Consider the following 15,663-nt stretch of genomic DNA (forward strand, 5'->3'; position numbering starts at 1 on the left):
GATGAAACCTAATTATAAAGACATCGATATTAAGTCCGCCGGCTTCGTGGCTAAGGATGCTGCACGCTGGGCGGAGGAAAAGGGCATCGTGGCTGACTGGCGTACTCCGGAGCAAATCATGGTAAAGCCCCTCTATACGAAAGATGACCTCGAGGGCATGGAGCATCTCGACTATGTGTCCGGCCTGCCTCCTTTCCTGCGAGGCCCCTATAGCGGTATGTACCCCATGCGTCCGTGGACTATTCGTCAGTATGCCGGATTCTCCACGGCGGAAGAGTCGAACGCTTTCTATCGTCGCAATCTGGCCTCCGGTCAGAAGGGTCTGTCCGTGGCATTCGACTTGGCCACGCACCGCGGTTATGACGCGGATCATTCGCGCGTGGTGGGCGATGTCGGGAAGGCCGGTGTTTCCATTTGCTCGCTGGAAGACATGAAAGTCCTTTTCGACGGTATTCCGTTGAGCAAGATGTCCGTTTCCATGACGATGAACGGAGCCGTTTTGCCCGTCTTGGCTTTCTACATCAATGCCGGACTGGAGCAGGGCGCGAAGCTCGAAGAGATGGCTGGAACGATCCAGAACGACATCCTCAAAGAGTTCATGGTGCGCAACACTTATATCTATCCGCCCGAATTCTCGATGCGGATCATTGCCGACATCTTCGAGTACACCTCTCAGAATATGCCCAAGTTCAATTCGATCTCGATCTCCGGTTACCACATGCAAGAGGCAGGAGCCACCGCCGACATCGAAATGGCCTATACGCTGGCAGACGGTATGCAGTATCTCAAAGCCGGTATCGATGCCGGTATCGATGTGGATGCTTTTGCTCCTCGTCTCTCATTCTTCTGGGCCATCGGCGTCAATCACTTCATGGAGATCGCCAAGATGCGTGCGGCACGCCTCCTATGGGCCAAGATCGTGAAGAGCTTCGGGGCGAAGAACCCCAAGTCATTGGCTCTGCGCACACACAGCCAGACGTCAGGCTGGTCGCTGACGGAGCAGGATCCGTTCAACAATGTCGGACGTACCTGTATCGAAGCTATGGCAGCCGCTTTGGGGCATACCCAGTCGCTGCACACCAATGCTCTCGATGAGGCCATCGCCCTGCCGACGGACTTCTCGGCACGTATTGCACGTAATACCCAGATCTATATTCAGGAGGAAACCCTCGTCTGCAAGGAGATCGACCCGTGGGGCGGCTCCTACTATGTGGAAAGCCTGACCAACGAACTCGTACACAAGGCGTGGACACTCATCAAGGAAGTACAAGAGATGGGCGGAATGGCAAAAGCCATCGAGACCGGACTACCCAAGCTGCGTATCGAAGAAGCTGCTGCCCGTACACAGGCTCGTATCGACTCGCACCAGCAGGTTATCGTGGGGGTAAACAAGTATCGTCTGCCTAAGGAGGATCCTATAGATATTCTTGAGATCGACAATACGGCTGTTCGTAAGCAGCAGATAGAGCGCCTCAACGATCTCCGCTCTCACCGTGATGAGAAAGCGGTGCAAGAAGCCCTTGAGGCTATCACCAAATGCGTGGAGACGAAAGAGGGCAACCTGCTCGACCTTGCGGTCAAAGCTGCAGGGCTGCGTGCCTCTTTGGGTGAGATCTCGGACGCATGTGAGAAGGTTGTGGGAAGATATAAAGCAGTAATCAGAACTATTTCAGGCGTGTACTCATCCGAATCGGGAGAAGATAAAGACTTCGCCCATGCCAAAGAATTGGCAGAGAAGTTTGCAAAGAAAGAAGGCCGTCAGCCGCGTATCATGATCGCCAAAATGGGGCAGGACGGGCATGACCGTGGTGCCAAAGTGGTCGCTACCGGCTATGCCGACTGCGGATTCGACGTCGATATGGGGCCTCTGTTCCAAACACCGGAAGAAGCCGCTCGTCAAGCTGTGGAAAACGACGTGCACGTGATGGGCGTTTCCTCTCTGGCAGCCGGTCACAAGACGCTGATCCCTCAGGTAATAGCAGAGCTGGAGAAGCTCGGCCGTCCGGATATTCTGGTGACAGCCGGAGGTGTTATACCGGCGCAGGATTACGACTTCCTCTATCAGGCCGGTGTCGCTGCCATCTTCGGCCCCGGTACCCCCGTGGCCTACTCGGCAGCCAAAGTGCTTGAGATTCTTTTGGAAGAATAATCTCTACTCTCGATAAGGAGTATTTCAGCATTCTCTGTATGGCCGCTCATATGATTCCTCGAAAGGGAGTCGTATGAGTGGCTTTTTTCTATCCGAAGTGCTGCTTGGCCCAAATAAAACGGTTGGAAGATCATACTTTTATGCGTGTCTTTCTTTCAAAAGGAAAATGCGATTCTTCCTTTTCCGGAAAACCATTTTTCAAAACGAAGTTTGGCTATTTTTGTTGTCAATATCAAATAAAAACGCAGATAGCTAAAAAACAAAAAGAGAGCTTATGAAAACTATTCTTCTCGCACTACTGATGAGTGTCAGCGGACTCATGCTACAAGCACAGTCCGGCGCACAATCTTCCTCCGTGCAAGCCGGAACCACTCAAAATAGAACGCTGAAAATGAAAGTGGCCATTAGCCGATTCTCCAACGAAACGCAGTATGGAAAAGGCATCTTCTATGACCGAGACAGCGATCCCATGGCCAAGCAGGCGTTGGATATTTTATCGACTAAGTTGGCCGGTACGGGGAAGTTTATCCTGCTTGAGCGTGAAGATCTCGACAAGATAGAGGAAGAGCTGAAGAACAATGCTGCCTCCAAGCAGACCATTGGTGCGGACTACCTCATTCTTGGGTCGATAACGGAATTCGGCCGTAAGACGACAGGCAATGACGGTGTCTTTACTGCCACTAAGAGCCAGATCGTGCAAGCCGGCGTAAGTATCAGGATCGTAGATGTGGCTACCGGTATGATCATCTATTCGGAAGAGGGCAAGGGAACGGCCGAGACGACCACGAAGTCCACGCTGGGCTTCGGCGGTAAGGCCGGATTCGATGCTACGCTCAGCGACAAAGCCATATCCGCTGCTATAGATATGCTGGTGGAAAATATAATAAACAAGTGTACGGACAAACCCTGGCGTACCTACTTCCTCAATGTCGATGAGGATGGCATCATTATAGCCGGAGGACAGTCGCAAGGCCTTCGGGAGGGAGACCTCTTCGATGTTATGCTCCGTGGCAAGAAGGTGAAAAATCCCCAGACAGGAGTCGCATTTGAGCTGCCCGGCAAGAAAGTGGCTACCATCAGGGTAGAGGCCGTAGGCGGCGATACACAGGAGACGGAATTTGCCATTGCCACGCTGGTCAGCGGCCAATTCGACGCAAGCGAGCCGGACAAGTATTACATCGAACAACCACGCTAACCGTTCTTTCAAAATCAGATCGTTATGAAAAGAAAAATCATCAGTTCCCTCCTCGTTTTGCTCGTCCTCGTGACGAGTGTGGCAGCCTTCAGCTCCTGCGGATCTGTGGCATCGGCCAGTTATGGAATGCAGGACGAGAGTTACCTGATCGTGACTGCAAGCAAGCAATACCTGGGTAAGACCGTCTTCGTCACCATCGATGGCGACTCTGCTGTGCAGGCAGTGCCCATCAAGGAGAAGCATGCCGTGCGCAAAGGCAAGCGCATAGTCGTAAGTCCGGGCAAGCATACGGTAGTCGTCACAGACCGATCCGGAGTCCGACTCTATGAGAAGCAGATATTCGTATCGACCAATAATGGGAAAATGATCCATTTGCCATAGCCGAAATGTAGAGGCTGAGGGCAAAGAGTCGGACTGCCTTTGCCCTTGCCTAAAAGATGTAATCCGAATACTCTGCAGATATGAAGAAAATTCTACTTGCCGGTCTTGTGAGTTTCGTCGCTTTCGCATTTTCCAACTGTAGTACCAAGACGCTCTATTCTTGGCATGGCTATGAGGAAAAATCGTATGCATACTCGAAAAAACAGACACCCGAGGCCGAACAAAAGCTATTAAAAACCTATGAGGAAATCATCAAGGAACAGGGCGGTATACGCAAGACTGTTCCCCCCGGTGTATATGCCGAGTACGGTTATCTCCTCGTCAAGAAAGGACGGATAGAAGAGGGCATCCGGATGCTCAAGATGGAGATGGCCCTTTATCCCGAAAGCAATTTATTTGTCAGCAGAATCATCGAACAACTACAGAACCCATGAGAATGCCGATCAGAGCTGCTTTTTCACGTACTATCGCTTTGTGCGCCCTCCTCTCCCTCTCCATGGCCGGAAGCGGATATGCGCAAGAGTCGATCAAGAAAGTAGTATATTCTAAGATGTACGAAGAGTCTCCCGTGGCTATCCTCATTATGCCGCCGATCAATGAGACCAATCACGTAGAGGCGCAGGACTATTTCTTCTCCACGCTTACGATGCCTTTGGTGGAGAAAGGGTTCTACGTCTTCTCCCCGTACCTCGCCATGGAGCTTTTACGTCAGGAGAGTGCTGCGGATGCCGAGCTGTTTTTGGAGGGTGATCTCAAGCCGTTTTACGATGTGTTTCAGGCCGATGCGGTACTTTTCACTGTAATCAAGAATTGGTCTAAAGCTGCTCTCGTCTCCACTGTCAGCGTACAGGTGGAATACATCTTGCGCTCGGCCAAAACCAATGAGGAGCTGTTCCGCCGCAGTGCCGATGTCTCTGTGGACTGTTCTATCAGCAGCGGCAATGGTATTCTGATCGATATGCTTGCCAATAGCCTTGCTACTGCCGCAACGGATAAGGTGGTCGCTGCCAGAAAGGCCAATGCTTTCATCCTTCAGGATATGCCTCATGGCAAATACTCTCCCAAAGGAGGACGTGACGGAGCGGACAGAGTCGGGGCGCAACATCTCACCGGGATCACAGTAAAGTAGAGGGTATGACGATCTGCCGAATACTTCCCCAAAAGTAATCGGGACACAGCGTAGCGTGGATATGCCGCTCTGTGTCCCGATTATTTATAAGGAGAGAATGAAATATGATCTAATTTGTCACTTGAATCCTTTGGTCATAGAAGTAATTCATCTTGACGATGATGTCTTCGGACGATTCCACTTTGTTTGACTTGAAAGGAAGCTGGAACTCCCTGTTCTGAGGCATTGTCGTCAATACGTATTTGTACAAGGTCTTTCCTCCCTCTATCCCTATGGTCATCCCGGGATTAGCCGGGTAGAAGTTTTCTGTAAAGACTTTGAACGTAATAGGTAGCAGAGCCTCATTAAACACTTCCGGTAGTTTCGCCTTGACTGTCAGAGGTTTTGCTTGCCCTGTAGGCAAAGCTACATTTACTACATTGTTCGAGGCCGCTTGTCCGTTTGCCTGAAAAAGATCATAGGAGTATGGATTGCGAACCACAATACGAACCTTTCGTTTGAGGTCGGGATTGCCGGTGATACCTAATACTATATCTGTTATATAGGCTCCCGTGGAGGGTGGGTTCTGATTCAATGTTAGGGTAATCTTCCCATTACCATCATTAACCGGAACGCCCATCACCGCTTGTCCGTTTATGTGAGTCACATTGTCTACGACTATCTTGTTATTCTCCGCAGTGGTTGACCCCTGAGGAGTATAGGAGGCAATAATATAGCCTGTAGCTTCCTTATTGACAAAGGCCATATAAGTACTGTTCACAGTAAGCAGGCCGGTACCGTCCGAGAATGAGGGGAAGACCTGCACCTCGGGGCTGAGTGCAATGTTGTTGGCTGCAGCTCCTTGTAAAGCTCCCTCGATGGAGGGATACCCTGCCGTTTTGGCTTGCAGGATACTGACTTTATAAAAATGATTTCGAATTACATCGTACCGATCTTTGTCGGCATTGACCAAGTCGATTTTATAATAACTATAGGCAGCGGAGGGGGTTTCGTATTTGGCTTTCACAATCAAGCAGGTGATTTCTGTTTGTATGGAATTTTGACGTTCAAATCCATAGAAAAAATTGTTGTCTCCCGCCGGTTTGAAATGTTGAGGAGCCGCAAAGGTCGTGCCGGCCGGCTCGGTAACATAGTCATTGACAAACTCGCCGGTACTTGGGTTGAAAGGAGCCAACGTGCCTTTGTTCAGAGAATTGTACAATGAAAAGGATACATCGTATAACTTGCTCTGAGAAGGCTCTGCAACGTACAAGGCAAACTTGGCCATGTTGCGGAGTAATTTAATCTGACCCAAATCTGTAGCGGTTGCTATACCTGTGTCATAGGTTTTCTTTGCCCACATCCGGATGGTCTCTTGGTCGTCCTGTACAGAAAATGAAGGCACCATCTCTTTCTGGCTGTGACCTACCCACGTCTGTGGGTTCAGCAAGTTATAGTTGGCTATGAAGTGAATGGTTCTTTTTTTATCAGAAGCGGTAATAGTAGCAGTGAAATTTTGTCCTGAAATATTTGCTGCAGCTCGTTCCAGAAAACAGCCATCTTCGTCGAAGACCCAGAGCTCGAGACTTTCTACCGCATTCTCTTTGTTGAAAGTGGCTATCCTGACAGGGTATTCCGACGCGATTATGCTTCCTCTGACCTCCACCATCTGTCCGGGACAGGGCTCGTGCCGATCTGCTACACATGATGTGAGTAGCAATAGCAAAAGTATATACTGAAACTTTTTCATCGTTCTCTTCATTTTTTCTTCCTGATATCGTCTTTCACATCTCGAACGCAGCGGACGTGCGCTCTGCTTTCTGAAACGTTGTTCACAAATTCTCCATCGGGGTTGTGAATGGCCGGATGTTTGAGGTTGCTCCAATAGTATTTACCGGTCATGATAGCCTTCACAGCACTCTTTGGGTCTTTTTGCAGTCTATACACTAATTCCACTTCTTTTTTGGTAGGTAAGCGCCAATCGTTTAAGATAACCTCAGCTCCGTTGACCACACGTTTCTCCCAATATTCAGCACAAGTCCCTAATGCATTTCGAGTCGTGGCACTTCCTGACGCATAGTTCGAATGGATGTTATACCCGCCTATTACCTTTTCGTAAGGTTGTATGACAGTCGCACCTAACTGAGAGGCCAATTCGAAAGAAGGTGATACCATTTGGGATGTTTCTGTTGAACTATTGGTTACATCGTCACTGTATGCCAAACCACTGGGAATTCCCGGACTGTTTTGATAATAAAAGTCTTTGTTTTCTCTCGGGGGGAATCCGGTCACCATATCTCCTGTGGGAGCCAGAATGACGATGTGATAAATCGCTTTGTTGTTTAGCCCGGGCGCAAGGTTTCCTCCCAGTTGCCAAGAGGATGCAGTACCCATTGTGTGGACTACATATTCTGACGGATTTTGAACAATCGTAACTTGCTTCATTAGCCCGCCTTTCAGATTCTTCACTGTAAAAGTGATTTTCTTTGGAACGTTGTTGACCGGAAGGATCGAGCTAACCTTGATCTTACCTGATTCTTCCGTTACGATCGGGAATTGACCGATGTGCGATTCCGGTGCAGTCTGATTAGGATGGTAGTGAACTGTTGTTTCTATTCCGGTTTCTCCATTCACAAAAGTGTAAGAAGCCTTGACATCCTTAATTTCAATTGTGGAAGAGCTCTTATAGTCGAGGTGGGTCTCTGTGATCAGATTCATTACGCTTTCTTGTGGAATTACCTCCAGATACTGCGTGTCAGGGAGAGTCTGGTCGTCCGCATGCTCTGACCATGGTAAAACGCAGAATGTACCGTTCAGTGCTATCGGGTTCTCTTCCTCCAGGCCTCCCAGCACTTCTATCGTCACACTCATGTCATAGAGGTAGTTGCTGCGGATTTTATTGTCCGAAGCGTTGATGGGAACTCTGTAATAGTATGCTTTGGCCAGATTGTCTGTTTGACCATCTTGTTTAAGCTTGATCATCAGAATAAGCTCGGGCCGCTGATCTGCGGGAGTGGTTTCTTCCCACTGATTATAATAGGAGTAAAAGTGAACTGTCCCATTTGCTTCGTTCAGCTCCTTATAAGGAATGACACCACCTGCATCGGCTCCTGACGGAATACCTTCGAATTGCAGATACCCCTTGTTCACATAGTTCCTGTATTTGGCCTGAGGAAGCCCTACCATCGTGTATCCTTCAACGATAACTGTTGGACTTTTCAACCTGATTTTTGCCGCCACTCGCTTTAGATTGATGTTGCCAAGCTGTTTGCCTTCGGATGTCGCCATATTGATCTGCTTCGACGTAAAGCCGTACATGGCGAACTTGTCGGGAGGTGTCCCGGAAGATGAGGAAACGGCAATATCATTGCTGATTACCTTTTTAGGAAGATCTGTCTCGGAATTGGGACCGGCGAAACCATGAACGTTGGCGATTAAGTAGATATTAAATTCTTTCGTGCCATCGAACTGTCCGTACATGTGTTGAGGTACAGGGATTATATAATTGCCTACGGACTGTACTGTCGGAACGGCTTCCCATACCTTTGTTCCACCATGGTAGAAAACCACAGCCAAATGCTCTATCGCATTTTCTCCATAAGAGGTCTCTCCTGCCTCAGTGCTACGCCCTTCCCCTCCTTCCGAAAGCTGCACCCTTAGGATAAGCGAAGACGGATCTGTCTCAGGATTGCCTACCTTTTCGTGGATACACCCTGTCACAATAGAGACAAAGAGTATAGCCAATAGATTTATCTTAAGTTTCGTTTTCATCTTAGTTTCTTCTTGTCCTTTAGTGCCCTTGTTGTACGATGGTAATGTCTGTCAGCTGGACGCCATTACCTTTCTTTAGAACTACCTTTTTTCCATTCACGGTAAAGTACAGTTTCGCCTGTCGGTCGTGGTTCGTAGGTGCTTTCAGTGGCTTAACGATAACAGTGTATCCTGTATACCCATCAGCTTCCCCTGTGTTTACACCATTGACCGTATCGAATCCGAATTCCAATCCGTTATCGAGTGTCGCATGCCATTGGCTGCCATCTGTTCCTTTGATTTTGATTTGAATGGTAAGCGGGTTGGAGATGGTCACGTTGTTTTGAGGGAGTTCGAGGATATTCTCCGGCTGAATTAGCGCAAAATATGGTACGAGAAAACCATGATCCAAGTTCTCTACCGTCCACGGAAGGACTGTGGTCGTGAGGAGCAAGCTGCTGAATTCGCCGATTTTTGTGATTGTCCCGTCCAGTTTATAATGGTGGTTGCGGTGGATGGCGTAGTGATGATCGGCCGTAGTGGTCTGATCGTTCACATAGGCATAGTAGCGCGTCTTGATGCCATTGTAGAGAGCTTCTACCACAAGCTGCGTAGCACGGTTGGAAGAGTCTGTTGCCATTCCCATGTTCTCATATACGTAGAGTGGAGTAGATGTCGGGATGATGCTCTGCGCACTACCGTTGTTCGTCAAGGGTAGATCATAGGCATTCGCCCAATTCCAAAATCCTGTAGGCTTGCTCGTGCTACCTTCGAGCAGGCGAGAGTTCTTGGCGTTGCGAAGAATCTGCACGTTGGTAATCTTGATTACATCGCTGCCGGGAGTAACTTGCTTGATGTCCAGTGTGATCTTGGCTGCAATGCGGCTGAGGTTGATGTTTGCTTGCACAGTGTTTTGCGGATCAAGGATTGCCGTAGCCACCCCCGTCATGGTGAATGGTTGGACTATCGGCCCGTTCACATCAGGAGCCTGAATATCATCAAGTTCTTTCTTGAAAAGGATTTTGTTCAGTTTTGTCGTGAGAGCATCGGGTTCGTTGGCAATCACGTATATGTGGCGAGGCCCGGCATGTGCGCTGATCGCAAAAGGATTTTGAAAATCGGATTGTCCCGATATGAATAGTTTTTGGTTGTCGAGAGCCCAAAGGCCGTTTAGCCCTTCGCGAAAGACGAATATGCGCACTTTCTTTATCAGATCTTCACCTGAGTAGAGATCTCCGTTTCGTATTTCAACGTCGTCAAGCGACATCTTTACCGTTGCCACATCGTCCGAGGTGGGCTGATCGGGATTATCTTCCTTGGTACATGCTACCGCCCCCATCGTAAAAAGCAATAACAGGAGAAGGCGTGGAAGTAGTCCCGAAGGATGGTGGAAGTATTTCATTTTCGTAATAGTTGTCAGATTAGTATTCTGCATATTGTTGCACTACGTCCCAAGGAGTGACGGATACGATCACGCTGAGGTTTGCACCACGGAGATCTATGTAGATGTTCAGCATTTTGCCTACAACGGGAATGAAAGGCACTCCATCCGACCCTGCACTGAAGTTTAGCAACTCTTCCCCATATGCATAGAGCTTGAGGTGCAAAGGAGTGGAGTCGAGGGTGGGATAAATACGGAAGATGGAAGAAATGAAATCCCCGTTTTGGATCTGTCCGTCGGGACGGTATTGAACGGCATTGCCGATGAGGTCGGCGAGGCCGGTATAGGTGTCGGGAGTTTCTCCCAGAAGAATGTCAGCATAGTCTGGCAGTTGTCTGGGGCCATTAGCGTCCAGCCACTCTTGATAGCCACGTATTATGATATGTACCTGTGCCGTACGGCGGTAGATATCGACAGTTTGGTCTGTACCCTGTTCGATGGAGCCATACTCTATCGGGCAGGTCAGTATGCCGGAAAAAAGGTCTTCAGGCGATTGGGCTATACCATTGGTAGAGGCCAGTCTGAAGAATAAGTCTTTGACGTTCTGCACATCGGCTGTCTCTGCCAACATGCGATCGTCGGGATTGGCCCATGCCACGAAAGAAACAGTGGTTGGCCCGTCGTATTCCAATGGTATAGGTTTGCGTGCAGCCACTTCTGCGGCGTCCATCATCAGGCGATCGATGCGCCGGCCGGTTTCGTCGAAGACGAAAATAACGACGCGCTGCACGGCTCCGGATTCGGTTATATCCTGCATATCGGCATCCCATGCCCTGACAGTGAGGCGAAACGGACGGGGACAATCGGAATAGTCCTCTTTAACACATCCGCCAAACATTCCGGATACGAGTAAGATCAGCACCGATACGATATATTTCTTAGCGTCGTTCATAACTATAATTCTTTGATTGGTGATTCAGATTTCCCTATTCGATTTTAGAGAGGATGAATATAGGGAACGGAGCGAACTCCGCTCCCTGTATTCCGATATAAACAAACTATGAAAGTTCTTTGATGAGCTGATTACCAAATAACATTTTGTACAACACCTTTCCACGCAGCAACCACACAATTAACGTTGAGGTTAGCAGACTCTGTAATGGGGTTTTCAGGATTATTCGTACCAGGACCGGTGATCGTCAGATTGATGTCAAACTTGTGGTTACGAACGATTTTCCCTTTCTCAACAGCATCACCTGTGTAGGTGTAATTATTGCTCTCAAAGTTCACTAATACAGGATAATAGGTCGTAGGATCATTGTTTGCAACAATCCAGCCGGCATTGAATGCAGCTGTCATTTCCTCAGAACTCAAAGGAGTACCATCATGCTTTGTCAGCTTACCCTTTACACATAGAATGGTAGGACGTAGACCTGCATTCTGAGCGTATGCACTCTCCAAAACATAGAAACCTTGTGGAGCATCATTGGAAGGCGCTGTGTAGCCTCTTCCCAACCAGGCGACATGAGTATAGTTTGCAGGGGTATAAGCACCGTTGAAAGTCGTCAAAGAACCGGTCAAATAAGCATCATCACTATTTGCCAATGAAGTACCGAATAGATTAGACTTCTTCTTAGCCACAAGTGCATAGATGTTTTCGGGGGTAAAGTTGTATTTGTTCACATAAGAATCGCTCATCTTCACTTCAATCTTAGTGAACGCAATACGGGCATGAACACGTTTGATTTCAAGAGGAGTACCTTGCGAAATCTGATTGCCTCCCTGAGTTCCATCATAACCATAATAGTTATTGCCGGCGACAAGTGTTACGTCAACAGGCTCTGCTGTCATGATCAAACCTGTAGCCTCTTGGTTTTCTGCAGTTAGTTCAGTTGTCAATGCTTTTACCTCTGCAAGAGTCTTGCCAGCCAATTCCATTCCACCCGTATTGGCCATTACGACCAGCGTACGTGAGCCTGCACCACATTTGATGTTCTCAACCTTAATTGCATTTTCGGCTGATTTGATGGCTTCCTGCTGTTCTCCATTATAAACCATTACGGTCAACTTAGCCACTTTTGCTTCGTCATCTGCAACCCCGAAAGCACGATTCGGATTGCTGGTCTTCAATACTACGCTAATGGTAGCGTTACCTTCTACAATGGGTTCTGCTTCGTTGTCTTTGTTACAAGCTGTCATAGCAAGGGCAGCAAGTCCCAACAAGAAAAACTTAGTCTTTTTCATCTTGTTTTTGTTTTAAAAGTGAATATTGTTTTATTAGGATCTTTTTTGATTTAGAGATTGTCCTGCATATAGTGTCGCAGTTCGTCGAGGTTATGCTGCGCTCCGGGCTGGCCTTGCTGAGCAGCGCGAGTAAGGTAGCTTTCGGCTTCAGCCCATTTTTCGCTGTAAGCATATGCCAAGCCTAACAGCATCCATAGCTTGGGTTCGCTCTTACGCGCTTCGAGGCGAGCCAGAGCTTGTGGATACCTGCCGGCACGAAAGTCTATGATGGCCGCATTGGCTGTCGGTTCTATCGCTTTCGGGAAAGCTTTCTCGGCTGTTGTCCACGTCTCGTAGCGTTCGTAGCTCCCTTCCGGATAGCTCTGTGCTACGGCGTAGACCTCTGCCAGACTCAGACGAGAGGGGTGTGTCTTGATAATTTCACGTGCTTTGTCCAACTCAAATCCTTTGACCACGATATGGAAAGTGAGTTCGCTTCGGCGAAGCGGGGGGTAATAGTCCGAGAGCAATGTGGCATAGAGAGAGCCTCCATCGATGGCTTGCAGAGCAGCTGTGCGCTCGCCGGCCGGCTTTTGGTCTATGATGTCCAATATGGCAGCCTTTTGTGAGAGGTCGCTCTTGACCACTGCAGTGCGCAGACCTGCCCAGTCGGGTCCTTTCCAATCGTTTTCGAATCGATTCTTCAGGATCGGGTACTTGCGCATAAGATAGTCTGCAAAGGAGTGTGCCCGATCCTTAGAAAGCTGTACGTTGTACTCTGCACCCCCTTCCGGTGAGGCGTATCCTACCATGCTGAGTTTCTCGAAAGTGATGTCGCTATCGCCTCTGATTTCTTTCAGTTTGCTATCGATACGTGCCAGTTCTGTGGGGTTGCCATCAAAATCCGGTAGTACAGTATATTTCCCTACCCGATAGGCCAGGTGAGCGGAGAGGGTTTCTTCACGTTTTTTCAGTAGTTCGCCTTCCGGTACTATGATTCGGTATCGGTAGTCTGCTTCATACAGTGGTACCAAAGCATCGTCCGTAAGTGTCGTTTCTTCTGAACCGAGCGGGCAGTCCGCGCAACCGGTGTTTTCTGCCAAAAGAATCATGGAAGAATGGCGCATCCACGGCCTATAAGGTGTAGCCGCAGAATAGTCCATGCTCTGCTCCTTGCCATTGTGACGCTTTACCATGGCCGAAGGTTTGGTGTCAGGTTGATTGTAGATGTGGTGTTTGTCGAGAGTGATACGACGATCGATGATCCGGTAGCGTCTGTTCCCCATAAGCAGAAATGGACGAAGAGCGACCTGATCGTTCGACGTATTGGAGCGGATAATGGGTGTAACCACCATCAGCAGATTGCTCTTCATATCCGGCATGGCCGTCAGATTCAGGTTCATCTTTACGTTGGCAGTATGTCCCGTTTTCTTGATCACGTGCTTCTCGCTTATCTTAACACCTCCTAGATGGGTCTGAGCTATCACGGCAAGCGTGGACATTCCGAAGAGAAGCGACAGGATGATATAGCGACTCTGTTTCATATAGCTTGTCAGTATAATTATGGTATTACTTAATGATGTATATGAGCGAAAGTGTAGCTTTCGTTACGCCGAAGTAGTTGTACTTGCCTTCTTCGATCTTTTTGCCGCACTTGGCACATTCGAATTTGTCATAGTCGAAGTGGACGAATCCTCCGCTGATCGATGCCTCCAGATTCCATCTTTTGCCCAACAACCATTGATAGCCATAGGTCAGGCCGGCACCGATGGCGTATCCTTCGTGTCGATAGTTGTTGAGATTTTTGAGCCGACCGACAGGGATGTCGATATCATTCACATTGTACTCTCCTCCGATGCCATGAAGTCCGAAGAAGTGGCCGGAGAAAGCCTCACACGTCCAATAGCGAAGTTCCGGAGCCACGAGCCAATGTTTGAGCTTGCGATGGTGGCTGAATGTGAAAGGATTGTAACCTCCCGAAACATCGAGTGTCCACTTCTTACCCATGCGAAACTCCAATCCTGCATTAGGTGTAGTCGTGCCCCAATAAAGCAGATTGGTCTTTAGCCCGATCTGCTGTGCCCGAAGGGAGGGGATCAGTCCTGCAATCAGAGCGATCCCGATAAGCAGCAATCGTGTTTTCCTTTTCATATGTTTTTATAATAGTTGCTTACAGTCTATAGATGTAACCACATGAAAAACAGAAAGAGGGAGCAACCTTAGACTGCCTCCTTTTCCTGTCCTTTACTCACAAGCAAAGTTAGACTGTGTCATTGGGGATTTTCTACGTGAAAACACCTGACTTTTTTGCGTGTTAATACGTATTTTAGGGGCTATCGGTGCCTGGTCGCTGTATTCCGGCCCGATCTTTCGATTGGAATCTTGTTTAATACACTTTTTTGAGATGTCATTTTTTTCTTTTTGCGCGAGGAAGGATCGGGAGATAATTTTCGTTCGAAAGGATGGAGACGTGTGGTTCGCAAAAACGTGGTTCGTAAAAGTTTTTCTTTTGGTTCGGGAACTCAAAAAAAGACGCGCCAAAACGAAAAAAAAGACACGCCAAAATTTTCAGAAACACGCGCCGTTTTTTGAGCCTTTTACGCTTGACTTTTTTCTCTGAGATGAGAACGAAGACTTCAGAAAGTGCCTCTCTTATATTATATATGGTGTATAGTTCCGGAATAAGCCTTTTTCAAGGGAAGAGTGGACGTCGCTCGGCGAATCGCTTTTTTGCTATTTTTGCGGCCGCTAATCAAAAAGTCAAACCCATTATGAAAAAGAAACTGACATTACTTTCGATCCTATTGGCTGTCGTTTTCAGCCCCATAGCAAATCTTTCGGCACAAAGCGAAGGAAAACACACATTGAAACGCCATCATGTTGCATTGGACCTACTTGGCAATAAAGGCTTCGTAGGTGCTTCGTACGAATACCGTTTGGGAGATAAGATCAATTGGCTTGGCCTTAGAGCCGGATTAGGCTTTATGGGGGTATCACAATCAGGCCTTTACACATCCGGAGACAGCTTCCTTTGGGGTAAAGTTGCGGCTGAGGCTGTCTTACTACCCATGGAGTGCAATGTGCTGTTAGGAGCGAAAAATCATCATTTGGAGCTGGGTCTTGGCATGGTGCCCCTTCTGGCCAGAGGGCATTCGTCTGCCTATTACAACGACCATTTGCAAGAGGACAGCTCATACGGTTTTGCTTTCGGAGGCAACGCCACGGTGGCTTACCGCTATCAGAGACCGCAAGGGGGATTTGTCTTTCGTATCGGATTAAGCCCCATGTTCAAAATTCCCTTCATAGACAATTACATCAGCACCTCTGCCATTTGGCCTTTCCTTTCCTTGGGATATAGCTTCTAAAAGAAGTGTCCGCAGGGACTGTCTTTGCCACGATTGGCTTCCTTAAGTGAATCGGGATGCTGTCGGTGTCGGGCAGGCGTTTGATGCTATATAATATCGGTATGCTGCGCC

General features: G+C 48.3%; 13 protein-coding genes. 6 read left to right on the forward strand and 7 right to left on the reverse strand.

The genetic code is table 11. From position 1 onward, the window contains the following. Window position 1: 1 nt before the first annotated feature. From scpA to HQ49_RS08245, 5 genes are all read left to right on the forward strand, one after another. Window positions 2–2,149, forward strand: a complete 2,148-nt coding sequence (gene scpA, locus HQ49_RS08225; RefSeq protein WP_039419457.1) for a methylmalonyl-CoA mutase — start codon at window positions 2–4, stop codon at window positions 2,147–2,149. Window positions 2,150–2,423: 274 nt separating this feature from the next. Continuing rightward, window positions 2,424–3,344: a CsgG/HfaB family protein gene (locus HQ49_RS08230; RefSeq protein ID WP_039419458.1), complete on the forward strand. Its 921-nt coding sequence runs from the start codon at window positions 2,424–2,426 to the stop codon at window positions 3,342–3,344. A 24-nt stretch (window positions 3,345–3,368) separates the two neighbouring features. Beyond that, window positions 3,369–3,725 (forward strand): hypothetical protein, encoded by a 357-nt coding sequence (locus tag HQ49_RS08235; RefSeq protein WP_052073471.1) that lies wholly within the window; start codon window positions 3,369–3,371, stop codon window positions 3,723–3,725. Between the two features lie 80 nt (window positions 3,726–3,805). Then, window positions 3,806–4,159 carry a DUF4810 domain-containing protein gene (locus tag HQ49_RS08240; RefSeq protein WP_039419459.1) on the forward strand — a complete coding sequence of 118 codons (354 nt, stop codon included), beginning with the start codon at window positions 3,806–3,808 and terminating at the stop codon, window positions 4,157–4,159. Next, the gene (locus tag HQ49_RS08245; protein ID WP_039419461.1) at window positions 4,156–4,854 is read left to right on the forward strand and encodes a GNA1162 family protein; all 699 of its coding nucleotides are present in this window, start codon (window positions 4,156–4,158) and stop codon (window positions 4,852–4,854) included. Before HQ49_RS08240 ends, HQ49_RS08245 begins: the two co-directional genes overlap by 4 nt. A 109-nt stretch (window positions 4,855–4,963) precedes the next feature. Here HQ49_RS08245 and HQ49_RS08250 read toward each other — a convergent pair whose 3' ends face one another. From HQ49_RS08250 to HQ49_RS08280, 7 genes are all read right to left on the reverse strand, one after another. After that, window positions 4,964–6,583, reverse strand: coding sequence for a protein FimE (locus HQ49_RS08250; RefSeq protein WP_235290100.1), 1,620 nt, complete (start codon window positions 6,581–6,583; stop codon window positions 4,964–4,966). Window positions 6,584–6,591: 8 nt separating this feature from the next. After that, entirely contained in the window at window positions 6,592–8,604 is a 2,013-nt protein-coding gene (fimD, locus tag HQ49_RS08255; protein ID WP_039419463.1) for a fimbrial tip adhesin FimD, read from the reverse strand. A gap of 19 nt (window positions 8,605–8,623) precedes the next feature. Further along, window positions 8,624–10,018, reverse strand: a complete 1,395-nt coding sequence (locus HQ49_RS08260) for a fimbrial protein (RefSeq protein ID WP_039419464.1) — start codon at window positions 10,016–10,018, stop codon at window positions 8,624–8,626. Beyond that, a complete protein-coding gene (locus tag HQ49_RS08265) occupies window positions 10,005–10,916 on the reverse strand; it encodes a FimB/Mfa2 family fimbrial subunit (RefSeq protein ID WP_039419465.1) in 912 nt (303 codons plus the stop codon). Before HQ49_RS08265 ends, HQ49_RS08260 begins: the two co-directional genes overlap by 14 nt. A gap of 131 nt (window positions 10,917–11,047) precedes the next feature. Next, window positions 11,048–12,208 carry a fimbrial protein gene (locus HQ49_RS08270; protein ID WP_039419467.1) on the reverse strand — a complete coding sequence of 387 codons (1,161 nt, stop codon included), beginning with the start codon at window positions 12,206–12,208 and terminating at the stop codon, window positions 11,048–11,050. Window positions 12,209–12,258: 50 nt separating this feature from the next. Then, window positions 12,259–13,731, reverse strand: a complete 1,473-nt coding sequence (locus HQ49_RS08275; RefSeq protein ID WP_039419468.1) for a DUF3868 domain-containing protein — start codon at window positions 13,729–13,731, stop codon at window positions 12,259–12,261. Between the two features lie 25 nt (window positions 13,732–13,756). Continuing rightward, window positions 13,757–14,338, reverse strand: coding sequence for a DUF3575 domain-containing protein (locus HQ49_RS08280; protein ID WP_018965152.1), 582 nt, complete (start codon window positions 14,336–14,338; stop codon window positions 13,757–13,759). 620 nt (window positions 14,339–14,958) lie between these two features. Between HQ49_RS08280 and HQ49_RS08290 the strand changes: the two genes are divergently transcribed. Beyond that, complete coding sequence (locus HQ49_RS08290; RefSeq protein WP_152567057.1) at window positions 14,959–15,552, forward strand: hypothetical protein; 594 nt, start codon at window positions 14,959–14,961, stop codon at window positions 15,550–15,552. Window positions 15,553–15,663: the final 111 nt, after the last annotated feature.

The organism is Porphyromonas gulae (genome assembly GCF_000765945.1).
Lineage (GTDB): Bacteria > Bacteroidota > Bacteroidia > Bacteroidales > Porphyromonadaceae > Porphyromonas > Porphyromonas gulae.